Genomic DNA, 21164 nt, shown 5'->3' with positions numbered 1-21164 from the left:
ATGAGCGACCTGCGCAAGATCATCATCGACGGTAAAGAAGTTGAAACTGAGGGGGCGATGACGCTCATTCAGGCATGTGAGCAGGCGGGGGTCGAAATCCCGCGGTTTTGTTACCATGAACGTCTGTCGATTGCGGGCAACTGCCGCATGTGTCTGGTCGAAGTTGTTGGCGGCCCGCCAAAGCCTGCAGCAAGCTGCGCGATGCAGGTGCGCGATCTGCGCCCCGGTCCCGAAGGCCAGCCACCGGTTGTGAAAACCAATTCGCCTATGGTGAAAAAGGCGCGTGAAGGCGTGATGGAATTCCTGCTGATCAACCACCCGCTGGATTGCCCGATCTGCGATCAGGGCGGCGAGTGTGATTTGCAGGATCAGGCGATGGCTTACGGCGTCGACTTCAGCCGTTACCGCGAACCAAAGCGGGCGACTGAAGATCTGGATCTGGGTCCATTGGTCGAAACCCACATGACGCGCTGCATTTCCTGCACCCGTTGCGTCCGTTTCACCACCGAAGTGGCCGGAATCCACAAGATGGGCCAGACCGGCCGCGGCGAGGATGCCGAGATTACGTCCTACCTGGGCGAAACGCTTGATTCGAATTTGCAGGGCAACATCATTGACCTGTGCCCCGTTGGCGCGTTGGTCTCCAAGCCTTACGCCTTTACGGCGCGGCCATGGGAGCTGACCAAGACCGAATCTATCGACGTGATGGATGCGCTGGGGTCCAACATCCGTGTGGACACCAAGGGCCGCGAAGTGATGCGAATTTTGCCGCGCAACCATGACGGCGTGAACGAGGAATGGATTTCCGACAAGACACGTTTTGTCTGGGATGGTCTGCGCCGCCAGCGTCTGGATACACCGTACATCCGCGAAAACGGCAAGCTGCGCAAAGCCGAATGGCCCGAAGCATTGGCCGCAGCGGCAGCCGCGATGCAGGGCAAGAAAGTTGCCGGCTTGGTCGGTGATCTGGCGTCTGTTGAGGCGGCCTATGCGTTGAAAACGCTGATCGAAGGGCAGGGCGGTTCTGTTGAATGCCGCACCGATGGTGCGAAACTGCCAGCCGGTAATCGGTCGGGCTATGTCGGCACGGCAACGGTTGAAGATCTGGACGATGCGCAAGCAATCATGCTGATTGGCGCGAATCCTGCGGTTGAAGCACCGGTGCTGAACGCACGCATCCGCAAGGCATGGACCAAAGGCTGCGGCATCGGGGTCATCGGGCCAAAGGTCGATCTGACCTATGACACCATGCACATCAGCGATGATCCGGCCATGATGACGGAATTGATGACGCGTGATCATTCCGACGTTGCTGAAAAGCCGTCGGTAATTATCGTGGGACAAGCGGCCCTGTGTCGCGAAGACGGCGCGGCCATTCTTGCCGAAGCAATGGCGTTGGCCGAATCGACCCGGTCCACGTTCATGGTGTTGCACACCGCAGCAGGCCGCGTTGGCGCGATGGACATTGGCGCGACCAGTGAAAACGGGATTGCGGATGTGCTTGGCGCGGACGTGATTTACAACCTTGGCGCGGATGAAGGCGACATTCCTGCGGGTCCGTTTGTAATTTACCAAGGCTCGCACGGCGATCGCGGTGCCCATCGCGCGGATATCATCCTGCCCGGTGCTGCCTATACCGAAGAAGCCGGCCTGTTTGTGAATACCGAAGGGCGCCCACAACTCGCGGCACGCGCAAGTTTTGCCCCCGGTCAGGCCAAGGAAAACTGGGCGATCCTGCGGGCCTTGTCTGCAGAATTGGACGCAACCCTGCCGTTTGATTCCCTTGCGGCTTTGCGCAAGGCATTGGTCAAAGACGTGCCGCATCTGGGCGACATCGATCAGGTGGCGCAAAACGAATGGCAGCCGCTGGCGCGTGGCACAGTCGGTTCCGCGCCCTTTGTGCCGGCAATTGCGGACTTCTATCTTTCCAACCCGATTGCACGGGCCAGCCAGCTGATGGCGGAACTGTCGGCGAATGCCGCCGCCCGCGCCGCGGCCCCAATGGCGGCCGAGTGAGAACGGTGGTCGCCTTTGCCCTCACCGGTGCGGCAATGACCCTGGGGGCGTGTGAACCGCAGGCCCCTTTGGCGTCGGATTTTATCCCTGAATACAAAGGGGTAGAAACCGCATTGCTGGATGGCGATCTGGTGCAGTTCAACGTGGCCATGACCAAAGCGCAAAGTGGTCAGGACGTCGCGGATTACGCAGAATGTGCGGCCGCGCAATATACGCTTATTCGTGGTTACGGATTCGCAAGACATGTGCGCACAAATGTGGCCCAAGAGGCTGGCCTTTGGCGGGGCGATGCTGTTTATACGATCTCGCCAAGCCTGCCACGTGGCATAAAGACAATCGATGCCGAAGTGACCGTTGCACATTGCGTCGAAAAAGGCATTCCGAGGGTATGAGACACAATGGTTGAATTCTTTACACAAACCGGCCTCGGCATGGGGCTTTTACTGGTGGGGCAGGTGCTCTTGCTGGTTGTGCCTTTGCTGTTGGCGCTGGCGTTTTTGATGTATGCGGACCGCAAGATCTGGGCTGCCGTCATGATGCGCCGTGGCCCCAACGTGGTGGGTGTCTTCGGCTTGCTGCAATCCTTTGCGGATTTCCTGAAATACATCGTGAAAGAGGTTGTCGTGCCTGCCGGTGCAGACCGCGCGGTGTTCTTCCTTGCCCCGATGATTTCATTCGTCATGGCAATGATCGCTTGGGCGGTAATCCCGTTTAACGAAAACTGGATCTTGGCCGATATCAACGTGGCGATCCTTTATGTCTTCGCGATTTCCTCGCTTGAAGTTTACGGGGTGATCATGGGCGGTTGGGCGTCCAACTCGAAATACCCGTTCCTTGGATCGCTGCGCTCTGCCGCGCAGATGATTTCCTATGAGGTCTCCATCGGCCTGATCATCATCGGTGTGATCATTTCCACCGGTTCGATGAACTTTGGCGCGATTGTTGCGGCGCAAGAGGGCGGTGGCGGTCTGTTGCACTGGTACTTCCTGCCGCATTTCCCAATGCTGATCCTGTTCTTTATCAGCGCCTTGGCCGAAACAAACCGCCCGCCGTTCGATTTGCCGGAAGCTGAATCCGAACTGGTTGCAGGCTATCAGGTTGAATACTCGTCAACCCCGTTCCTGTTGTTCATGATCGGTGAACTGGTCGCGGTTGTGCTGATGTGTGCGCTGGTGTCGCTTCTGTTCCTTGGCGGTTGGTTGTCACCGGTGGCGTTCCTGCCCGATGGCTTCTTCTGGATGTTCATCAAGATGCTGGGCGTGTTCTTTGTCTTCTCGATGGTCAAGGCGATCACGCCACGCTACCGCTACGACCAGTTGATGCGTCTGGGCTGGAAAGTCTTCCTGCCATTCTCATTGTTCTGGGTGGTGTTTGTGGCCTTTGCGGCGAAATTCGAATGGTTCTGGGGCATCTACGCCCGCTGGCCGATGTGAGGGTGATATGAGTCAAACCGATTTTTCCCGCAAGGCCGGATATTTCCTGCTGACCGACTATGTCAAAGGCTTCATGCTGGGCATGCGCTATTTCTTTGCGCCCAAGGTCACGCTGAACTACCCGCATGAAAAGGGGCCGCTTTCGCCCCGTTTCCGTGGCGAACATGCGTTGCGTCGTTATCCCAACGGGGAAGAGCGCTGCATCGCCTGTAAACTGTGCGAAGCGGTTTGCCCCGCGCAGGCCATCACCATCGACGCGGAACCGCGCGATGACGGGTCGCGCCGCACCACGCGCTATGACATCGATATGACCAAATGCATCTACTGTGGTTTCTGTCAGGAAGCCTGTCCTGTGGATGCGATTGTCGAGGGGCCGAATTTCGAGTTCTCCACCGAGACGCGTGAAGAGCTTTATTACGACAAAGACAAGCTTTTGGACAACGGTGCCCGCTGGGAAGCCGAGATTGCCCGTAACCTTGAAATGGATGCGCCTTACCGATGAGCCTGGATGCGCCACAAACTGACAGCTACGAACGGGGCAAAGCGCTTTCCGAACAGGTGAATCCTGGGATGGAAGATGCTTTGCGTGCGCGCTACGACGCGCTGGTCCCGGGGCTGGCACATACGGTTGTGGATGTGGCCTATGGCCAGTTTTACGCGCGCGGCACGGTGGATGAAAAGACGCGGCTTTTGGCAACAATCGCTGCCTTGACCGCGATGGGCGGGCAGACCAAGCCGCAGCTCAAGGTGAATATCGCCAGTGCACGTGCCGTCGGGGCCAGCCGCGAAGAAATCAGCGAGATTATTTTCCAGATGACGCTGTACGGCGGATTTCCGGCAATGATCAACGCGCTGAATGCCGCTTTGGAGGTTTTTGAAGCCGAGGAAAGCGCATGAGTGATCAGAACAATCCTTTTGAGGCGATGATGAAGCAGGCGCAGGAAATGGCGAAAGCCATGCCGGCGATGGATGCGTTTTCGCCCAAGGTATTCGAAGCGATGATGGGCACGATGCCGAAAGACATGATGGAAATGATGTTTGGCAACGGTCTGAATGCCGGGGGGCTGGACGCGCGGACGCGTCTGTTGCTGACCCTTGCGGGGCTAACGATGCAGGGGGCGCAGAATGATATTGCGATCCGGCAAACCGTACGCCATGCGATTGAAGCGGGCGCAACACGCCAGCATGTGACCGAAACCATCGCGCAGATGTCTGTCTTTGCCGGCTTGCCTGCAATGACCCGCGCGACAGAGCTGGCCAATCAGGCCATGGACGAGAAAGAGAACGACATGAAGGGCGATGACATGAAGGGCGGCGAAGCATGATTGTTTTTGCATTTTACCTGTTTTCGATATGCGTGGTCACCGGCGGGCTTTTCACCGTGATCAGCCGCAATCCGGTGCATTCCGTGCTCTGGTTGATCCTGTCCTTCCTGTCATCGGCGGGGCTGTTTGTGTTGCTGGGCGCGGAATTTGTCGCGATGTTGCTGATCATCGTCTACGTCGGCGCGGTTGCGGTGTTGTTCCTGTTTGTGGTGATGATGCTGGACGTCGATTTCGCCGAACTAAAGGCAGAGATGGCCAAATATATGCCGCTGGCCTTGCTGATCGGCATGATCATTCTGATGCAATTCGTGATGGCCTTTGGCGCATGGGAAACCAATGCCGCGGCGGAAGGGCTGCGCACGCAGGTGACAGACGTGGATGTGCAAAACACCGCAGCTTTGGGTCTGATCCTCTATGATGAATACTTCCTGATCTTCCAACTGGCAGGCATGATCCTGTTGGTTGCGATGATCGGTGCGATTGTTCTGACGCTGCGCCATCGCGTGGATGTCAAACGTCAGGACGTCGTTGCGCAGATGATGCGCGATCCGGCCAAGACGATGGAATTGAAAGACGTGAAATCGGGGCAGGGGCTGTGAACCGGCTCCCGTCAATGAAGGGACAATACCGTGTCTAGAAATACAATCGTTGTACTCGTAGTGGTGCTTGTCATCCTGCTGGGTGGATACGGGTTCATGGGCTAAGCAGCCATTGGTGGCTATGTGTCACCAGACTAAGACGAAATGCCTGACAACAGGGCGACAACCGAGGGACGACATGATCGGACTTGAACATTACCTGACAGTGGCGGCGACGCTATTTGTTATCGGCATCTTCGGGCTATTCCTGAACCGCAAAAATGTCATCATTCTGTTGATGAGCATCGAATTGATGCTCTTGGCGGTGAATATCAATCTGGTTGCCTTCTCCAGTTACCTTGGGGATCTGGTCGGACAGGTCTTTACCCTGTTTGTGCTGACCGTCGCGGCGGCAGAGGCCGCGATCGGTCTTGCCATCCTCGTTTGTTTCTTCCGCAACCGTGGCACGATTGCGGTTGAAGATGTCAACGTGATGAAGGGCTAACCAAATGGAAACCATCATCCTTTTCGCCCCGCTTGTAGGTGCCATCATTGCCGGTTTCGGCTGGAAGATCATCGGCGAAGCGGCCGCACAGTGGCTGACCACCGGTCTGTTGTTTCTGGCGGCGGCCCTGTCATGGGTCGTTTTCCTGACGCTGGACGGTCCGACCGAACACATCCAGATCCTGCGCTTTATCGAAAGTGGCACGCTCAGCACCGATTGGGCCATCCGCATGGACCGGTTGACCGCGATTATGTTGATCGTTGTCACCAGCGTGTCCGCCCTCGTGCACCTCTATTCCTTCGGCTACATGGCGCATGACGACAACTTTAACGGCGAGGGCGAAAACTATCGCGCCCGTTTCTTTGCCTATCTGTCGTTCTTTACCTTTGCGATGTTGATGCTGGTGACCTCCGACAACCTGATCCAGATGTTTTTTGGCTGGGAAGGTGTGGGTGTCGCGTCTTATCTGCTGATCGGTTTTTACTACAAAAAGCCAAGCGCCAATGCCGCGGCGATCAAGGCGTTTGTGGTCAACAGGGTCGGTGACTTCGGGTTCGCACTGGGGATCATGGCGTTGTACTTTATGACGGACAGCATCCGCTTTGACGATATCTTTGCGGCGGCACCGGATCTTGCCGAACAGACCATCAGCTTTCTATGGAGCGAATGGAACGCGGCCAACCTGATCGCCTTCCTGTTGTTCGTCGGGGCAATGGGTAAATCGGCGCAGCTGTTTCTGCACACATGGTTGCCGGACGCGATGGAAGGGCCGACACCTGTTTCGGCGCTGATCCACGCGGCGACCATGGTGACCGCGGGTGTTTTCCTTGTGTGTCGCATGTCGCCGTTGATGGAGTTCGCGCCAGAGGCAATGATGTTTGTGACCGTTATCGGCGCAACAACGGCGTTTTTCGCCGCCACGGTGGGGTTGGTTCAGACCGATATCAAACGCGTGATTGCCTATTCAACCTGTTCGCAGCTCGGCTACATGTTCGTGGCTGCCGGTGTTGGCATGTATTCGGCTGCAATGTTCCACCTTTTCACGCACGCGTTCTTTAAAGCGATGTTGTTCTTGGGCGCGGGGTCGGTGATCCATGCGATGCACCACGAACAGGACATGCGCAACTATGGCGGTCTGCGTAAAAAGATCCCCTTCACATTTGCGGCGATGATGATCGGCACATTGGCGATCACCGGTGTTGGCATTCCGCTGACCCACTTCGGTTTTGCCGGCTTCCTGTCCAAGGATGCGATCATCGAAAGCGCTTGGGCCGGTGGCTCCATGTACGGCTTCTGGCTGTTGGTGGCGGCGGCGGCGATGACCAGTTTCTACAGCTGGCGTCTGATTTTCCTCACCTTTTATGGCACAGCGCGGGGCGACAAGCACACACATGAACACGCGCATGAAAGCCCGATGGTCATGCTGGTGCCTTTGGGCGTGCTGGCCTTGGGCGCGATCTTTGCCGGTATGATCTGGTTCAAACCGTTCTTTGGCGATCACAAATATGTCGCTGACTTCTACAATATCCCGTTGGTGGAAATGGCCGAAGGGTCGGACACGCACACCAGCGGTGCCGAGGACAATCACGGCGACGCCGATCACGGCAGCGAAGAGGGCCATCACGCGGCCTTTGGCGGCGCGCCGGGCGAGGGGGCTTTGTTCTTTGGTCCTGACAACCACGTGCTGGCGGATGCGCATTCTGCGCCCAAATGGGTCAAGGTCGCGCCGTTCATTGCGATGTTGTTCGGCCTGATCATGGCGCTGTGGTTCTACATCTGGAACCCGAGCCTGCCCAAACGTCTGGCTGAAAACCAGCAGCCGCTTTACCAGTTCTTCCTGAACAAATGGTACTTTGACGAAATTTACGATTTTGTCTTTGTCAAACCCGCCAAGGCGATTGGCCGGTTCTTCTGGAAGCGCGGCGACGGCAATGTTATCGACGGCACGCTGAATGGCATTGCCATGGGCATTGTCCCGTTTTTCACACGGCTCGCCGGTAAGGCGCAGTCTGGTTATATCTTCACCTATGCTTTCGCCATGGTGATCGGCATCGCGGTGCTGGTGACATGGATGACGATGTCCGGAGGGGCGCACTAATGGATACCCACCTGCTTTCCATTATCACGTTTTTGCCGGCTCTGGCGGCTGCGATTCTGGCGGTTTTCCTGCGCGGCGATGATGCGGATGCACAGCGCAACGCCAAATGGCTGGCGCTGATCACCACAACGGCGACCTTTGTGATTTCGCTGTTTGTGCTGTTCGAGTTCGATCCGCAGGACACCGGTTTCCAGTTTGTGACCGAAGCCGAATGGCTGCTTGGCTTGAAATACCGCCTTGGCGTTGACGGCATTTCGGTGCTGTTTGTGATGCTGACCACCTTTATGATGCCGCTGGTGATTGCGGCGTCGTGGAATGTGGACAAACGCGTCAAGGAATACATGATCGCATTCCTGCTGCTGGAAACGCTGATGCTGGGCGTGTTCATGGCGCTGGACCTGATCCTGTTCTACCTCTTTTTCGAGGCGGGTTTGATCCCGATGTTCCTGATCATCGGCATCTGGGGCGGGGCGAACCGCATTTATGCCAGCTTCAAGTTCTTCCTTTATACCTTCCTCGGCTCCGTGCTGATGCTGGTGGCAATGGTTGCGATGTTCTCGGATGCGGGCACGACTTGTATCGGGGGCTGTGACATCAGCCTGCTGAACCACCAGTTCGGCTCCGAAAGCTTCTCTGTCCTGGGCATCCAGATTGTCGGCGGCATGCAGACGCTGATGTTCCTTGCCTTCTTTGCCAGCTTCGCGGTGAAAATGCCGATGTGGCCTGTGCACACTTGGTTGCCAGATGCGCACGTTCAGGCCCCGACTGCGGGTTCCGTGGTGCTGGCCGCGATCCTGTTGAAAATGGGCGGCTACGGTTTCTTGCGTTTCTCGCTGCCGATGTTCCCGGTCGGATCCGACGTGATGGCACCGCTGGTCTTGTGGATGTCCGCGATTGCGATTGTCTACACGTCGCTGGTGGCGCTTGTTCAGGAAGACATGAAAAAGCTGATCGCCTATTCATCCGTCGCCCACATGGGTTTCGTGACCATGGGTATTTTTGCAGCGAACCAGCAGGGCATTGATGGTGCGATCTTCCAGATGATCAGCCACGGCTTTATCTCGGGCGCGCTGTTCCTTGCGGTTGGCGTGATCTACGACCGCATGCACACCCGCGAGATCGACGCCTACGGCGGCTTGGTCAACCGGATGCCGGTCTATGCGCTGATTTTCCTGTTCTTCACCATGGCCAACGTCGGCTTGCCCGGCACTTCCGGCTTCGTCGGCGAATTCCTGACCTTGGTTGCTGCATTCCAGGTGAACACATGGGTTGCGGCCGTGGCCACAACCGGCGTGATCTTTTCAGCGGCCTATGCGCTGTGGCTGTACCGCCGCGTGGTGATGGGTGAGCTGATCAAGGAAAGCCTGAAGGGCATCAAGGACATGAGCGCGCGCGAAAAATGGATCGTTGCGCCACTTGTTGCGATGACCCTGATCTTGGGCGTCTACCCGGCGCTTGTGCTCGATATGATCGGACCGTCCGTGACGGCATTGGTCGAAAACTACGCAAGCGCGGTAGAGGCGGCTGATACCACCGTCCAATCCGCCGCTGCTTCACACTAAGGATAGATGCGATGATTACCGCAGACCTGAACGTCATTCTGCCCGAAATCCTGCTGTCTGCCTTTGCGCTGGCGGGGCTTCTTGTCGCTGTCTACACCACCAAGGATAAGGTCGGCGGTTTGCTGGTCTGGATCACGGCGGCGGTGTTTGTCCTGTTGGCCGCATGGATCGGCACCACGGGCGAGGGGACGCGCGTCGCGTTCAACGGCATGTTCATCGAGGACGGCTTTGCACGGTTTGCCAAGGTCACGATCCTGCTGTCTGCCGCTGCTGTGCTGGTCATGTCCGAAAGCTACATGCGCACACGTGGTTTGCTGCGCTTTGAATATCCCATTCTTGTGGCGCTCAGCGCTGTGGGCATGATGATGATGGTCAGCGCTGGTGATTTGATGGCGCTTTACATGGGGCTGGAACTGCAATCGCTCGCGCTTTATGTGGTGGCCTCCCTGCGCCGCGACTCTGTACGTTCGACAGAGGCGGGGTTGAAGTATTTCGTGCTCGGTGCCTTGTCTTCCGGTTTGCTGCTGTACGGTGCATCATTGGTATACGGCTACGCCGGCACGACATTGTTCTCTGGCATCATCACGACCGCGCAGGCGGGGAACACCTCGGTTGGCATGCTGTTCGGGATCGTCTTCCTGATCTCGGGGCTGGCGTTCAAGGTTTCCGCCGTGCCGTTCCACATGTGGACACCTGACGTTTATGAGGGCTCGCCCACTCCGGTCACCGCCTTCTTTGCCACGGCCCCAAAGGTTGCGGCGATGGCATTGTTCGCGCGTGTGATGCATGACGCCTTTGGCAACGCGGTCAGCGACTGGAGCCAGATCGTTGCTCTGCTTTCGCTTTTGTCGATGTTTCTGGGTGCTGTTGCCGCCATTGGCCAGACCAATATCAAACGTCTGATGGCGTTTTCCTCAATTGCGCATATGGGCTACGCCCTGATGGGGCTTGCGGCGGGGACTGCGTTCGGCGTGCAGGCGATGCTGGTCTACATGGCCATCTATGTGACGATGAACGTCGGCACCTTTGCCTTCATCCTGATGATGCAGAAGGACGGCGCGCCCGTCACCGATATCGCATCGCTGAACATGTATGCCAAAGCCCATCCGGGCCGCGCGCTGTCGATGTTGGTTCTGTTGTTCTCGCTGGCCGGTGTGCCGCCGATGCTGGGCTTCTTTGGTAAGCTCTATGTGTTGCGCGCCGCTTATGATGCGGGTCTGGCATGGCTGGCGATTGCCGGTGTGATCGCGTCGGTGATCGGGGCCTATTATTACCTGCGCATCGTGTTCTTCATGTACTTTGGCGAGGAGCGCTCGGAGCAGCTGGACACCTCGTCCGGTCGCATTCTGCCGGTGTTCCTGTCGGTTTCCGCGCTGATCATGATCTTCGGAATCATCAATATGTTCGGTGTCGAAACCGCGGCACTGTCTGCTGCTGCTGCCTTGGTGAATTGAGCGGGCTGCGGGTGCAGTCCCCTCTTTCAGGTTTCTCTAGAATGAGATCGGCATGAGCGGCTGGCCCGCAGGCTATGCGCGCCACGTGCTGGATGTGGTGGATAGCACCTTGGCGGAGGCGGCGCGGATGCTGCCCTCGCTCACCGGTCCGACATGGATCCTTGCGCTGGAACAGACGGCGGCACGCGGGCGCAGGGGGCGGTCATGGGCCACACCGCGCGGCAATTTTGCAGGCACGCTGATCATGCGGCGCACCGAAGAACCGGGGATCGCGGCTTTGCGTTCTTTCGTGGCCGCACTTGCGCTGCACCGCGCCTTTGTTGCCGTGACGGGCCAACCTCGTGCCTTTGCGTTGAAGTGGCCCAACGATGTTTTGCTGAATGGCGGCAAAGTTGCGGGCATCCTGTTGGAAAGCACAGGCGCGCATCTGGTCATCGGTATCGGTGTCAACCTTGCCCACGCGCCCGGCGCGGATGCGCTAGAGGCGGGGGCCCTGAAACCGATGAGCCTTGCCCGCGACCTTGATATCGATGTGGACCCCGAGATCTTTCTTGAGGCGCTGGCCGCTGAATATGCGCTACTTGAGACCCAATTCACGACCCATGGGTTTGCCCCCATCCGCCGTGCATGGCTGGATCATGCCGCGAAACTGGGCGAGGTGATTACCGCCCGCACCATGCGCGATGAAACTGTCGGCACCTTTGAAGGCATCGACGAAAGCGGCAACCTGATCTTGCAAACATCCCAAGGCCGCGCATCGATTGCCGCTGCGGATGTGTTTTTCTAAACGGAGGTTTCCGATGCTTTTGGCGATTGATTGCGGCAACACCAATACAGTCTTTTCGATCTATGACGGGGATGACTTCATTGCCACCTGGCGCACGGCGACCGAATGGCAGCGGACGGCGGACCAGTATTATGTCTGGCTGACCTCACTGATGCGATTTGAAAAGATCGAGGCGGACATCACAGATGTGATCATCTCGTCGACTGTGCCGCGTGTGGTTTTCAACCTGCGCGTCTTTGCCGATCGCTATTTCGATACGCGGCCCATGGTTGTGGGCAAGGCCGGCTGTGCCTTGCCGGTGGATGTGCGCGTTGATGCGGGCACCGCTGTGGGGCCGGACCGTTTGGTGAATACGGTGGCGGGGCATGATCTGTTTGGCGGCGATCTGATTGTGGTGGATTTTGGCACCGCGACGACCTTTGATGTGGTGGCTGCGGACGGGGCTTATGTGGGCGGCGTAATTGCGCCCGGTGTGAACCTGTCGCTGGAAGCGCTGCACAATGCCGCCGCCGCTTTGCCCCATGTGGACATCAGCCAACCCGAACATGTGGTGGGCACCAACACTGTTGCCTGTATGCAATCAGGTGTTTTCTGGGGTTACGTCGGACTGGTTCGTGAGATATGTGCGCGGATAAAGGCGGAACGCGGGCGCGACATGCGCGTGATTTCGACCGGTGGTCTGGCCCCGCTGTTTCAGCAGGCGGTAGACCTTTTTGATGAATTCCGTGATGACCTCACAATGCACGGCTTGACCGTGATTTATAAATATAACAAGGATTTAGCTGACTAATGAGCAGTGAAAGATTGATCTATCTGCCCCTCGGTGGGGCAGGTGAAATAGGCATGAACGCCTATGTGTACGGCTACGGCAAACCCGGCAAGGAACGTTTGATCGTTGTCGATTTGGGTGTGGCCTTCCCTGATATGGACGGCAGCCCGGGTGTCGATTTGATTATTGCGGACATCGCGTGGCTGCGCGAACGCAAGGATCGCATCGAAGCGGTGTTTGTCACCCACGCCCATGAGGACCACGTGGGCGGCATCGCCCACACCTACGGACAGCTGCAAGCGCCGATCTATGCGCGCAAGTTCACGGCCAATATCGCCGCACGCAAGATGGACGAACACGGCCATCCGGCCGATGCGATCCATGTGACCTCCGCATGGCCACAGCAGGTTAGCGTGGGTCCGTTTACAGTTGGGTTCCTGCCGATTTCGCACTCGATCCCCGAAAGCTCTGCTTTGGTGATCGATACGCCTGAAGGGCGCGTGATCCATTCAGGCGATTTCAAAATCGACCTGACGCCGGGTGTTGGCGAAGCCTTTGATCCCGAACTGTGGGCAGAGGTCTGCAAGGATGGCGTCAAGGCGTTGGTCTGTGACAGTACAAACGTATTCTCGCGCGAGGCCGGGCGTTCAGAAGCGACAGTTGGCCCCGCAATCGAAGAACTGGTCAGCAGCGCCGAAGGCATGGTTGTTGCGACGACGTTCGCCTCTAACGTGGCGCGGGTGAAAACGCTGGCGGTTGCCGCGGACAAGGCGGGGCGCTCTGTCGTACTGTTGGGCCGCGCGATGAAACGCATGGTCGAAGCCTCGCTTGAAACCGGCGTGATGAAGGACTTTCCGCCTGTTGTCAGCCCAGAAGACGCGCGCGGTATTCCACGTGAGAACCTTATGCTGCTGGTCACCGGATCACAGGGCGAGCGCCGCGCAGCAAGTGCGCAGCTGGCGCGTGGTAAGTTTCAGGGGATCGAGATGAAGGAAGGGGACACGTTCCTGTTCTCCTCCAAAACCATCCCCGGCAATGAAAAAGGCGTGATCCGCATCATCAACCAGTTCTCCGAGCGCGGTGTGGATGTGGTGGATGACTCCTCCGGTGGTCATTACCACGTGTCGGGCCACGCCAACCGGCCTGACCTTGAAACGCTGCACGATGTGGTTAAACCGCAAGTCTTGATCCCGATGCACGGCGAACACCGCCACCTGCGCGAACATGTCAAGATTGCGGATGCCAAGGGCATGAAGGGCGTCATGGCTGTGAACGGCATGATGATCGACCTGTCCGGCAACACACCAAAAGTCGCGGAATATGTCGAAACCGGCCGCACCTACATCGATGGTTCGGTGCAGATCGGCGCGTTGGACGGAGTTGTGCGTGACCGGATCCGCATGGCGCTGAACGGTCATGTGACCGTGACTGTGATCCTGGATGACGAGGATGAACCGCTTGGCGATCCATGGGTCGATGCCATGGGCCTGCCCGAAACAGGCAAATCCGGTGCGTCGTTGGTGGATGTCCTGGAAGAAGACCTGAGCCAGTTTCTGGGCCGCTCCAAGGCAGCGACCCTGCGCGACGACACCAAGCTGAATGACGGCTTGAAACGTGTGGTGCGCCAGTCGGCCAATGACGAGATCGGCAAGAAGCCCGAAGTGACAGTGGTGGTCAGCCGTTTGAGCTGACACCGCCCTACTTTTGCAGAATCAGAAACGGCCCCGCAATGTCATGCGGGGCCGTTTTCGATTCAGGGGAAGGACCTGGCTTGTTAGCTGTCGGGGCGGTCGGCAAAGCTCAATTCGATGAACTCCGGCGTGTGATCGCCAAGACCGACAACCCTGTTGCCGCCACGGTCGTTATTATTATTGTTGTTGCGCCCGCCGCGATTGTCATTGCGGCTGCGACTGTTGTTGTTGCGGTTGTTGTCTTTTCTGCCGTCCTGAGAACCGCCGCGGCTGTTATTGCTGCGCTGCTCAGCTGCTTTAGGCTCTTGCTTGGCCTCTGCTGGGGCAGGCTGCGCCTGTGTTTCGGCCTTATCTGCCTGCGGTGCTGTTGCGTCCTGTTGCGGCGCATTTTCGGCCTTGGGCGCGTCAGACTTACGGCTGCGCGAGCGTGTGCGCTTTGGCTTTTCGGACTTTGGCGCGTCTTCTGTGGTTGTTTCGGCTTCCTTTGCAGGGGCCTTCGCGCCGCCAAGCGGGTTTTCCAGACGCGGAATTTCGTGCTGAACCAGACGTTCTACATCGGCAAGGTTCTTTTCATCGCGCGGCACACAGATCATGATCGCTGTGCCATCACGGCCCGCGCGACCGGTGCGCCCGATACGGTGCACATAGTCTTCTGCATGGCTGGGCACGTCAAAGTTATAGACGTGGCTGACCGATGGCACATCCAGCCCGCGCGCCGCCACATCGGAGGCCACAAGAAAGCGCAGCGCGCCTTCGCGGAAACCGTCGAGGGTTTTGGTACGCTGGCTTTGATCCAGATCCCCGTGGATAGGGGCCGCGTCATAGCCATATTTTTTCAATGACTTGGCAACGACATCTACATCCATCTTGCGGTTGCAAAAGATAATGGCGTTTGTGCATTTGTCGCCTTCGGCGTCGATCAATGCGCGCAGCACCTTGCGCTTTTCGGACCCTTCACGGTCCTTGCGTGATGCTTTGAACTCAAGCACGCCTTGGGTGATGTTCTTGTTTGTCGTCGCCTGACGCGCCACTTCGATGCGTTCAGGGTTGCTGAGGAATGTATTCGTGATCCGCTCGATCTCGGGGGCCATGGTGGCTGAAAAGAACAACGTCTGGCGCGTGAACGGCGTCAGCCCGAAGATGCGTTCGATGTCGGGGATGAACCCCATGTCGAGCATCCGGTCCGCTTCGTCCACCACCATGATTTTCACGTCATTCAGGATCAGCTTGCCGCGTTCGAAATGATCCAGCAAACGACCCGGCGTGGCGATCAGAACGTCGACACCTTTGTCGATCGCCATGTCCTGTTCCTTGAACGACACACCACCGATCAGCAGGGCCTTGGTCAGTTTGACGTTCTTGGCATAGGTATCAAAGTTTTCGGCAACCTGTGCGGCCAGTTCACGCGTCGGGCACAGTACCAATGAACGCGGCATGCGTGCGCGGGCGCGGCCACGGGCCAGCATGGTGATCATTGGCAGGGTGAAACTGGCGGTCTTGCCGGTGCCGGTCTGGGCGATCCCAAGAACATCGCGTCCTTCAAGGGCAGGGGGGATAGCACCCGCCTGAATTGGGGTGGGGCTTTCGTAGCCGGCCTCTTCAATGGCTTTAAGCACTTTGGGGCTGAGCTTTAGATCAGAAAATTTTGTCATATGTGTCCGGTTTTGGCGGACGCTCATTTCGGCCCGCTGCATCAGTCATATCGGCCCGCTTGGCCCAAAAGGCGGCACCTGCCGCGACATGTTGCGCACCGATAACAACTTGGGCGGTGTAGGTCAAATAGAACGCAAATTGACGCCGTTTTTGGGCCGCTAGCTGGGGAAATGCTTGGAAATTGTGGTATTTAGGTCAAGTTTCGCCCGTTTCAGCAGGCCATGCGCCGACAAGCGGTCCCGCAAGGCGGGCGTATCTGCGCAAACTTCGTCAAAAAATGCGCGGAGCCCTGCGGTGCCGCTGTCCGCTTCGATCATCGCAAAGAGCTCGTGCATAGACAGCCCGCCTTTGTCGCGGGTACGGTTGGGGGCGAGGTCGGGGCGGTACGATCCCTTTTCCAACCGGTAGCGGAAAGCAGCGTACCAGCTTTCCCAAGATGTGGCGTGGCAATGGGCAAGATCGATGCCTTGGGTGGATTCGGGACCTTTCAGCATCTCGTCGTGCTGGAATGCGTTGTGGATTTGCACGCGCACCCCGTCCAACCCGCTGCGCACAAAGCACTTTCCCGCCAGATGGCTTAAAAACCCGCCTTTGATATAGGTGCCATAAGTTGGATATAGATCAGCAACGATCCTGTTCCGGTCAGGCCCGTTGGGGATAAAAGCTTTGAACGCGGTGCCGTCACCGGCAAGCTGTTCCATTGGGCGGATGCGTGCGGTTTTTTCGTCGGCGGGTAAAGCTGCCAGAACGTCCCCGATGTGGCGGTCTGCGACCAGAAATTCGTCGACATCCATATGGATCAACCAGTCGACTTCGGCACGACGGCGATAGGCGTGGGTTGCGTTATGTGTCTGACGCACCTGATGCTTTTTCGGTCGTTTGCCTTTCCACCATTCCGCGTCACACAGGGTGGGGCGGATTTTCGGATGGGCCTTCAGCGCGTCAAATGCGGCGTGATTGTCATCATCCAGATAGATGTAGATGCGGTGGGCCCCCGCCTCCAGATGGTAGGCGGCAAACCCCAGAATGTCGCGGACCGGCGCGAGGATCGTGGCGCTGATCCCCCAAGTCGCTGTCACACCATCATTTCCTTGGTCGAGGTCAGGCGCACATCGGGATAGTCTCGTTCGACCCGATCAATGTCCCACTGTAGGCGGGTCAGGTAAACAATGTCGCCGTCATGGTCGTGGGCGATATGTTGCGGGTTGGCTTGGGTGAATTTGTCCACCGCAGGCTTGTCCCCGTTCACCCAGCGCGCAGAGGTGAATTGTGATTGTTCAAACCGTACGGGCAAGCCATATTCCAGCTCGATCCGGCTGGCGAGAACCTCGAACTGCAACTGGCCTACCACCCCCACGACAAAGCCGGAGCCGATGGAGGGTTTAAAGACTTTCGCGGCACCTTCTTCGGCAAATTGCATCAGGGCTTTTTCCAGATGCTTCGACTTTAACGGGTCGCCCGCACGCACGCCTTGGAGGAGTTCGGGCGCAAAGGACGGGATACCTGTAACGCGCAAAGCTTCCCCTTCGGTTAACGTGTCACCGATGCGCAATTGGCCGTGGTTGGGAATGCCGATAATGTCGCCGGCCCATGCTTCTTCGGCCAGTTCGCGGTCCGAGGCAAGGAACATCACCGGATTGGTGATCGCCATCGGTTTCTTGGTGCGCACATGGGTCATTTTCATGCCGCGCTGAAAGTGGCCCGAGGCAAGGCGCACAAACGCAACGCGGTCGCGGTGTTTAGGGTCCATATTCGCCTGAACCTTGAAAACAAAGCCGGAAACCTTGTTTTCTTCCGGCAGGATCTGGCGTGGCTCGGCCTTCTGGATCTGCGGCTCGGGCCCGAATTTGGCGATGCCTTCCATCAGTTCCTTCACCCCGAAGGAGTTGATCGCAGAGCCGAACCAGATCGGGGTCAGCGACCCTTCGGCCATCAACTCCGCGTCCAGCGGCGGCATCAGCTCGCGCACCATTTCAAGATCTTCGCGGAGCTTTTCAAGCAGTGCAGCCGGCACATGTTCGGCCAGCTTGGGGTCATCCAGCCCGTTGATTTCGATAGATTCGGATACTTTGTTGCGATCCGCGCGGTCCATCAATTCCAACCGGTCGCGCAGGATATCGTAACACCCGATAAAATCGCGGCCCACGCCGATGGGCCAGCTGGCGGGGGTGACGTCAATGGCAAGGTTCTGCTGGATTTCGTCGATAATTTCGAAAACGTCGCGGCTTTCACGGTCCATCTTGTTACAAAACGTCAGGATCGGCAGATCGCGCATGCGGCAGACTTCGAACAGTTTCTGCGTCTGGCTTTCAACGCCTTTGGCCCCGTCGATCACCATCACCGCAGCATCGACCGCAGTCAGCGTGCGGTAAGTGTCTTCGGAAAAGTCGGAGTGGCCGGGCGTGTCGACCAGATTGAAACGGAACACGTTGTCTTTGCTGGTGAAATCGAACGACATGGCAGAGGCCGAAACCGAAATGCCGCGGTCCTTTTCCATCGCCATAAAGTCGGAGCGCGTGCGGCGGGCTTCGCCTTTGGCGCGGACCTGACCGGCCATCTGGATCGCCCCGCCGAACAGCAGGAACTTTTCCGTCAGCGTGGTTTTACCTGCGTCAGGGTGACTGATAATGGCAAAGGTCCGCCGGCGCGCGATCTCTGGCGGCAGCTCGGGGCGGTTTGTGGTGGTGTCCAGCATCTGATGTCACGGTCCTGATGTAATTCGAGTGAAGTCACCCATGACCAGTGAACAAAGGGGTATTTGTCCGCACGGGTACACCGGCGGTACTCATACCTTAGATACGCGTGGTGGCAAGGGTTGGGGGCGCTCGGCACGGTCCGTTGGGTGGCCAAACGGGCTGCGCGCGCGGTAAATGAAAACGGGGGCAGGGCGGCACCGGCCCCCGTTTCTCGTCTTACGCCTCGACGGTAAAGGTGATGCCGGCGCTTTTTTGCAGCCTGTCGACGATCGCCTGTCCGAACACAGGGGCAGAAGTCAGCACGCCACCGGGTGCATCAGCGACCTCGTTCAGCAGACACATGGCCGCTTCGGTCAACATCTTCGAGGTGGAGCCATAGCCCGGATCGCGGTCCCCTTTGACGCCCACGATGATGCGCTCGCCGCCCGCAGACGTGCCGGTAAACATCAGATCATAGCTACCGTTTTCGCGCTCTTCTTTGGACGGGCCTTCGCCCGGTTTGACCCCGCTGTCGGCCATCGGGTCAGACTTGGCGATGCCGTTTGCAATCGCTTCGCCTTTTTCGCCTTTGCCGGTGAACATCATTTCTTCATATGTAAAATCTGTGCCATAGGGGTGCCCCATCAACAGGTTGGAACGGTGCACGTTTTTGGTGTTGATGCTCGCCATGACAAACGGCGCCACCCAGATCCCGAAATCCGCGTCTTCGTAAGGTTTGTTGCCGTAGGGCTGTTTGGGGCCTTCGAAACCGGGCGTCAGCGCAAAGGACGACACCAGCTTTTTCATCACATCGGGATCGCCCATGGCAAGTTTCATGGTTTCCTTGCCCGACGCTGCGGTGCCGCCTGAAAAAGTACCCTTCATGCCGCGCACGCGGCCTTTGACGTCTTTCAACGGCGCGCCGAAACGTTTCATCGCTTCTTGTTGCAGGAACCAGACGCCCATGTCGAAGGGGATGGAATCAAAGCCGCAGGAATGCACGATGCGGGCACCGGTCTCTTTGGCTTTCGCGTCGTATTTTTCGATCATGTCCCACATGAAAGGCGGCTCGCCGGACAGGTCGACATAATCCGTACCTGAAGCCGCGCAGGCCGCAACCAGCGGTTCGCCATACAGCAGGTAAGGGCCGACCGTGGTGATCACACATTTCGTGCGCGCAACCATCGCGTCAAGGCTGGCAGGGTCTGACGCATCGGCCTCGACCAGCGGGGTATCTGCGGGCAGGCCCATTTCGTCGCGCACCTGCGCCAGTTTCGCGCCACTACGCCCCGCCATCGCCCATGCGAGATCAGGATAGGTGTTGTGGATGTATTCAGCGACCAGACGGCCGGTAAATCCGGTCGCGCCGTAGATGATGATGTCGAAGTCGGCCATGGTTCTCTCCCGTTTTGTGACGGGAGTATTGCGAGCAGTTGCTTTGAAAAGCCAGACCCGCAGAAAGGGGACGCTGCGTCGGAAACCGGCAGGGCACGGTTTAGCGTGTCGACGCCTTGCGCAGCAATTCGGCCATATCAGGCCGGTCGAGCATCGCCTCGCTCACGTCAAGCCCTGCATGCGGCAGGTCGGAGTGGCCCGGAATGACGTCACCAAGGCTGGCGGATAATTCATCCGGCAACACAGGTTTGGTGCGTGTGTCGATCAACATGGTCTCGGCGGCGATGCCTTCGGCATAGACGATCTGGTGGCTGTCAAACAGCAATTGGAAATAATCGACAAAACCGCCGTCCATCACCGTGACAGATGACCCGTTCACCAGATGACGCGCCTTGACCAGAATTTCCGCACGCCCTGCGCCCACCTCATCACTGCGTTGATAGATGAACAGGCGGTGATCGGGGCTGACGATCAGGTCGTGTTCGTTGTTCAAAGTGCCGGCCTGTATCTTGATCGGGGCGAAATCACCAACGGCGCGCACGGTGGTCTGCCCGATCCAACGTACGGCCTGCACGCCGTCATCGCGCGTCAAAATGCGGTCCCCGATGTTCAGGTTTTCGATCAGGCGCTGTTCACCGGACGACAGGGTGATATGGGTGCCGCGTGTAAACGATACGCAGGCGACTTGCGCGAATTTCTGGCGCGCGGTGTCGGTATCAATACCGACAAGCCGGTATTCAACGCCGCTGCGCAGCGCTGTCAGAGGCACCAGATAGATCTGCGCGGCATTGCCGTCGCTGTCGACTTCGACCATCAGCAGCGCGTCATGCATGCCACCATCATCGGACATGAAGCTGAGCGCGCTGTCGAGCACCAGCGTCGCGCGCGCTGTGCCGGTTTCGCTGTCCGGGGAAATGCGAAAATGGGTGTCCTGACCGGCCAGCACGCCCAGTCGCAGCGGGGCTGTGCCAAAAGGCAGTTCATAGATGTCATCAAGGATAAGTTCACTGGCGAAGGACAAAGCATCGCCCATGTTCGCCCCGTCCGAGGCCACGAAATCCTCTGCGCGGTAGACCGGCAGAACTTGCGCGGGGGCGGGTCTTGAACGGGCCATCGTGATCCTAAATCTTTGACGGGATGCGCGTGCCCTAGGCTAGGATTGTGACAGGGGTGGGTCAAGCCTGCGGTGTTTTGCTGGCGGCTGTCGATCAGCATGATAGGTC

19 protein-coding genes are annotated in these 21164 nt (G+C 58.0%); 14 read left to right on the top strand and 5 right to left on the bottom strand.

Going from position 1 to position 21164, the window contains the following annotated elements:
• The 14 genes from nuoG to Z947_RS0114770 all read left to right on the top strand — a co-directional run bounded on the left by nuoG (nucleotide 1) and on the right by Z947_RS0114770 (nucleotide 14218).
• Nucleotides 1-2016 (top strand): NADH-quinone oxidoreductase subunit NuoG, encoded by a 2016-nt coding sequence (nuoG, locus tag Z947_RS0114835; RefSeq protein WP_025045076.1) that lies wholly within the window; start codon nucleotides 1-3, stop codon nucleotides 2014-2016.
• 35 nt (nucleotides 2017-2051) lie between these two features.
• Nucleotides 2052-2408 carry a hypothetical protein gene (locus Z947_RS0114830; RefSeq protein WP_037939594.1) on the top strand — a complete coding sequence of 119 codons (357 nt, stop codon included), beginning with the start codon at nucleotides 2052-2054 and terminating at the stop codon, nucleotides 2406-2408.
• 6 nt (nucleotides 2409-2414) lie between these two features.
• On the top strand, nucleotides 2415-3449 hold the full coding sequence (gene nuoH, locus Z947_RS21145) for an NADH-quinone oxidoreductase subunit NuoH (RefSeq protein ID WP_037938963.1): 1035 nt from the start codon (nucleotides 2415-2417) through the stop codon (nucleotides 3447-3449).
• A 7-nt stretch (nucleotides 3450-3456) separates the two neighbouring features.
• Nucleotides 3457-3951, top strand: a complete 495-nt coding sequence (nuoI, locus tag Z947_RS0114820; RefSeq protein WP_025045074.1) for an NADH-quinone oxidoreductase subunit NuoI — start codon at nucleotides 3457-3459, stop codon at nucleotides 3949-3951.
• Complete coding sequence (locus tag Z947_RS0114815; protein ID WP_025045073.1) at nucleotides 3948-4346, top strand: carboxymuconolactone decarboxylase family protein; 399 nt, start codon at nucleotides 3948-3950, stop codon at nucleotides 4344-4346. The genes nuoI and Z947_RS0114815 overlap by 4 nt, the downstream gene beginning before the upstream one ends.
• Complete coding sequence (locus Z947_RS0114810; RefSeq protein WP_025045072.1) at nucleotides 4343-4774, top strand: carboxymuconolactone decarboxylase family protein; 432 nt, start codon at nucleotides 4343-4345, stop codon at nucleotides 4772-4774. Before Z947_RS0114815 ends, Z947_RS0114810 begins: the two co-directional genes overlap by 4 nt.
• A complete protein-coding gene (locus tag Z947_RS0114805; RefSeq protein ID WP_025045071.1) occupies nucleotides 4771-5373 on the top strand; it encodes an NADH-quinone oxidoreductase subunit J in 603 nt (200 codons plus the stop codon). The genes Z947_RS0114810 and Z947_RS0114805 overlap by 4 nt, the downstream gene beginning before the upstream one ends.
• Before the next feature lie 178 nt (nucleotides 5374-5551).
• Nucleotides 5552-5857: an NADH-quinone oxidoreductase subunit NuoK gene (gene nuoK / locus Z947_RS0114800; RefSeq protein ID WP_025045070.1), complete on the top strand. Its 306-nt coding sequence runs from the start codon at nucleotides 5552-5554 to the stop codon at nucleotides 5855-5857.
• A gap of 4 nt (nucleotides 5858-5861) precedes the next feature.
• A complete protein-coding gene (gene nuoL / locus Z947_RS0114795; protein WP_025045069.1) occupies nucleotides 5862-7955 on the top strand; it encodes an NADH-quinone oxidoreductase subunit L in 2094 nt (697 codons plus the stop codon).
• The gene (locus tag Z947_RS0114790; protein ID WP_025045068.1) at nucleotides 7955-9517 is read left to right on the top strand and encodes an NADH-quinone oxidoreductase subunit M; all 1563 of its coding nucleotides are present in this window, start codon (nucleotides 7955-7957) and stop codon (nucleotides 9515-9517) included. The genes nuoL and Z947_RS0114790 overlap by 1 nt, the downstream gene beginning before the upstream one ends.
• Before the next feature lie 11 nt (nucleotides 9518-9528).
• Complete coding sequence (nuoN, locus tag Z947_RS0114785) at nucleotides 9529-10971, top strand: NADH-quinone oxidoreductase subunit NuoN (protein ID WP_025045067.1); 1443 nt, start codon at nucleotides 9529-9531, stop codon at nucleotides 10969-10971.
• Nucleotides 10972-11023: 52 nt separating this feature from the next.
• The gene (locus Z947_RS0114780; RefSeq protein ID WP_025045066.1) at nucleotides 11024-11758 is read left to right on the top strand and encodes a biotin--[acetyl-CoA-carboxylase] ligase; all 735 of its coding nucleotides are present in this window, start codon (nucleotides 11024-11026) and stop codon (nucleotides 11756-11758) included.
• Between the two features lie 13 nt (nucleotides 11759-11771).
• A complete protein-coding gene (locus Z947_RS0114775) occupies nucleotides 11772-12548 on the top strand; it encodes a type III pantothenate kinase (protein WP_025045065.1) in 777 nt (258 codons plus the stop codon).
• Nucleotides 12548-14218, top strand: a complete 1671-nt coding sequence (locus Z947_RS0114770; RefSeq protein ID WP_025045064.1) for a ribonuclease J — start codon at nucleotides 12548-12550, stop codon at nucleotides 14216-14218. The genes Z947_RS0114775 and Z947_RS0114770 overlap by 1 nt, the downstream gene beginning before the upstream one ends.
• A gap of 83 nt (nucleotides 14219-14301) precedes the next feature.
• Here Z947_RS0114770 and Z947_RS0114765 read toward each other — a convergent pair whose 3' ends face one another.
• The 5 genes from Z947_RS0114765 to Z947_RS0114745 form a co-directional block, all read right to left on the bottom strand.
• Nucleotides 14302-15870, bottom strand: a complete 1569-nt coding sequence (locus tag Z947_RS0114765; RefSeq protein WP_025045063.1) for a DEAD/DEAH box helicase — start codon at nucleotides 15868-15870, stop codon at nucleotides 14302-14304.
• A gap of 159 nt (nucleotides 15871-16029) precedes the next feature.
• Nucleotides 16030-16950 carry a glycosyltransferase family 2 protein gene (locus Z947_RS0114760; protein ID WP_025045062.1) on the bottom strand — a complete coding sequence of 307 codons (921 nt, stop codon included), beginning with the start codon at nucleotides 16948-16950 and terminating at the stop codon, nucleotides 16030-16032.
• Nucleotides 16947-18566: a peptide chain release factor 3 gene (locus Z947_RS0114755; RefSeq protein ID WP_025045061.1), complete on the bottom strand. Its 1620-nt coding sequence runs from the start codon at nucleotides 18564-18566 to the stop codon at nucleotides 16947-16949. The genes Z947_RS0114760 and Z947_RS0114755 overlap by 4 nt, the downstream gene beginning before the upstream one ends.
• 217 nt (nucleotides 18567-18783) lie before the next feature.
• On the bottom strand, nucleotides 18784-19941 hold the full coding sequence (locus Z947_RS0114750) for a saccharopine dehydrogenase family protein (RefSeq protein ID WP_025045060.1): 1158 nt from the start codon (nucleotides 19939-19941) through the stop codon (nucleotides 18784-18786).
• 100 nt (nucleotides 19942-20041) lie between these two features.
• The gene (locus tag Z947_RS0114745) at nucleotides 20042-21055 is read right to left on the bottom strand and encodes a Hint domain-containing protein (RefSeq protein WP_025045059.1); all 1014 of its coding nucleotides are present in this window, start codon (nucleotides 21053-21055) and stop codon (nucleotides 20042-20044) included.
• Nucleotides 21056-21164 lie beyond the last annotated feature (109 nt).

It is taken from the genome of Sulfitobacter geojensis (assembly GCF_000622325.1).
GTDB classification, from domain to species: Bacteria; Pseudomonadota; Alphaproteobacteria; order Rhodobacterales; family Rhodobacteraceae; genus Sulfitobacter; species Sulfitobacter geojensis.
Note: the sequence above shows the minus strand (reverse complement) of the source record. Positions and strands in the feature narration are given on the sequence as shown.

Bases quoted from the DNA above. Each gene is read 5' to 3' on its own strand.
- Z947_RS0114790 (WP_025045068.1), top strand. From the start codon at position 7,955: ATGGATACCCACCTGCTTTCCATTATCACGTTTTTGCCGGCTCTGGCG.
- Z947_RS0114765 (WP_025045063.1), bottom strand. From the start codon at position 15,870: ATGACAAAATTTTCTGATCTAAAGCTCAGCCCCAAAGTGCTTAAAGCC.
- Z947_RS0114775 (WP_025045065.1), top strand. From the start codon at position 11,772: ATGCTTTTGGCGATTGATTGCGGCAACACCAATACAGTCTTTTCGATC.
- nuoK (WP_025045070.1), top strand. From the start codon at position 5,552: ATGATCGGACTTGAACATTACCTGACAGTGGCGGCGACGCTATTTGTT.
- Z947_RS0114745 (WP_025045059.1), bottom strand. From the start codon at position 21,055: ATGGCCCGTTCAAGACCCGCCCCCGCGCAAGTTCTGCCGGTCTACCGC.
- Z947_RS0114810 (WP_025045072.1), top strand. From the start codon at position 4,343: ATGAGTGATCAGAACAATCCTTTTGAGGCGATGATGAAGCAGGCGCAG.
- Z947_RS0114805 (WP_025045071.1), top strand. From the start codon at position 4,771: ATGATTGTTTTTGCATTTTACCTGTTTTCGATATGCGTGGTCACCGGC.
- nuoI (WP_025045074.1), top strand. From the start codon at position 3,457: ATGAGTCAAACCGATTTTTCCCGCAAGGCCGGATATTTCCTGCTGACC.
- Z947_RS0114830 (WP_037939594.1), top strand. From the start codon at position 2,052: ATGACCCTGGGGGCGTGTGAACCGCAGGCCCCTTTGGCGTCGGATTTT.
- nuoN (WP_025045067.1), top strand. From the start codon at position 9,529: ATGATTACCGCAGACCTGAACGTCATTCTGCCCGAAATCCTGCTGTCT.
- nuoH (WP_037938963.1), top strand. From the start codon at position 2,415: ATGGTTGAATTCTTTACACAAACCGGCCTCGGCATGGGGCTTTTACTG.
- Z947_RS0114770 (WP_025045064.1), top strand. From the start codon at position 12,548: ATGAGCAGTGAAAGATTGATCTATCTGCCCCTCGGTGGGGCAGGTGAA.
- Z947_RS0114750 (WP_025045060.1), bottom strand. From the start codon at position 19,941: ATGGCCGACTTCGACATCATCATCTACGGCGCGACCGGATTTACCGGC.
- Z947_RS0114780 (WP_025045066.1), top strand. From the start codon at position 11,024: ATGAGCGGCTGGCCCGCAGGCTATGCGCGCCACGTGCTGGATGTGGTG.
- nuoG (WP_025045076.1), top strand. From the start codon at position 1: ATGAGCGACCTGCGCAAGATCATCATCGACGGTAAAGAAGTTGAAACT.
- Z947_RS0114755 (WP_025045061.1), bottom strand. From the start codon at position 18,566: ATGCTGGACACCACCACAAACCGCCCCGAGCTGCCGCCAGAGATCGCG.
- Z947_RS0114815 (WP_025045073.1), top strand. From the start codon at position 3,948: ATGAGCCTGGATGCGCCACAAACTGACAGCTACGAACGGGGCAAAGCG.
- nuoL (WP_025045069.1), top strand. From the start codon at position 5,862: ATGGAAACCATCATCCTTTTCGCCCCGCTTGTAGGTGCCATCATTGCC.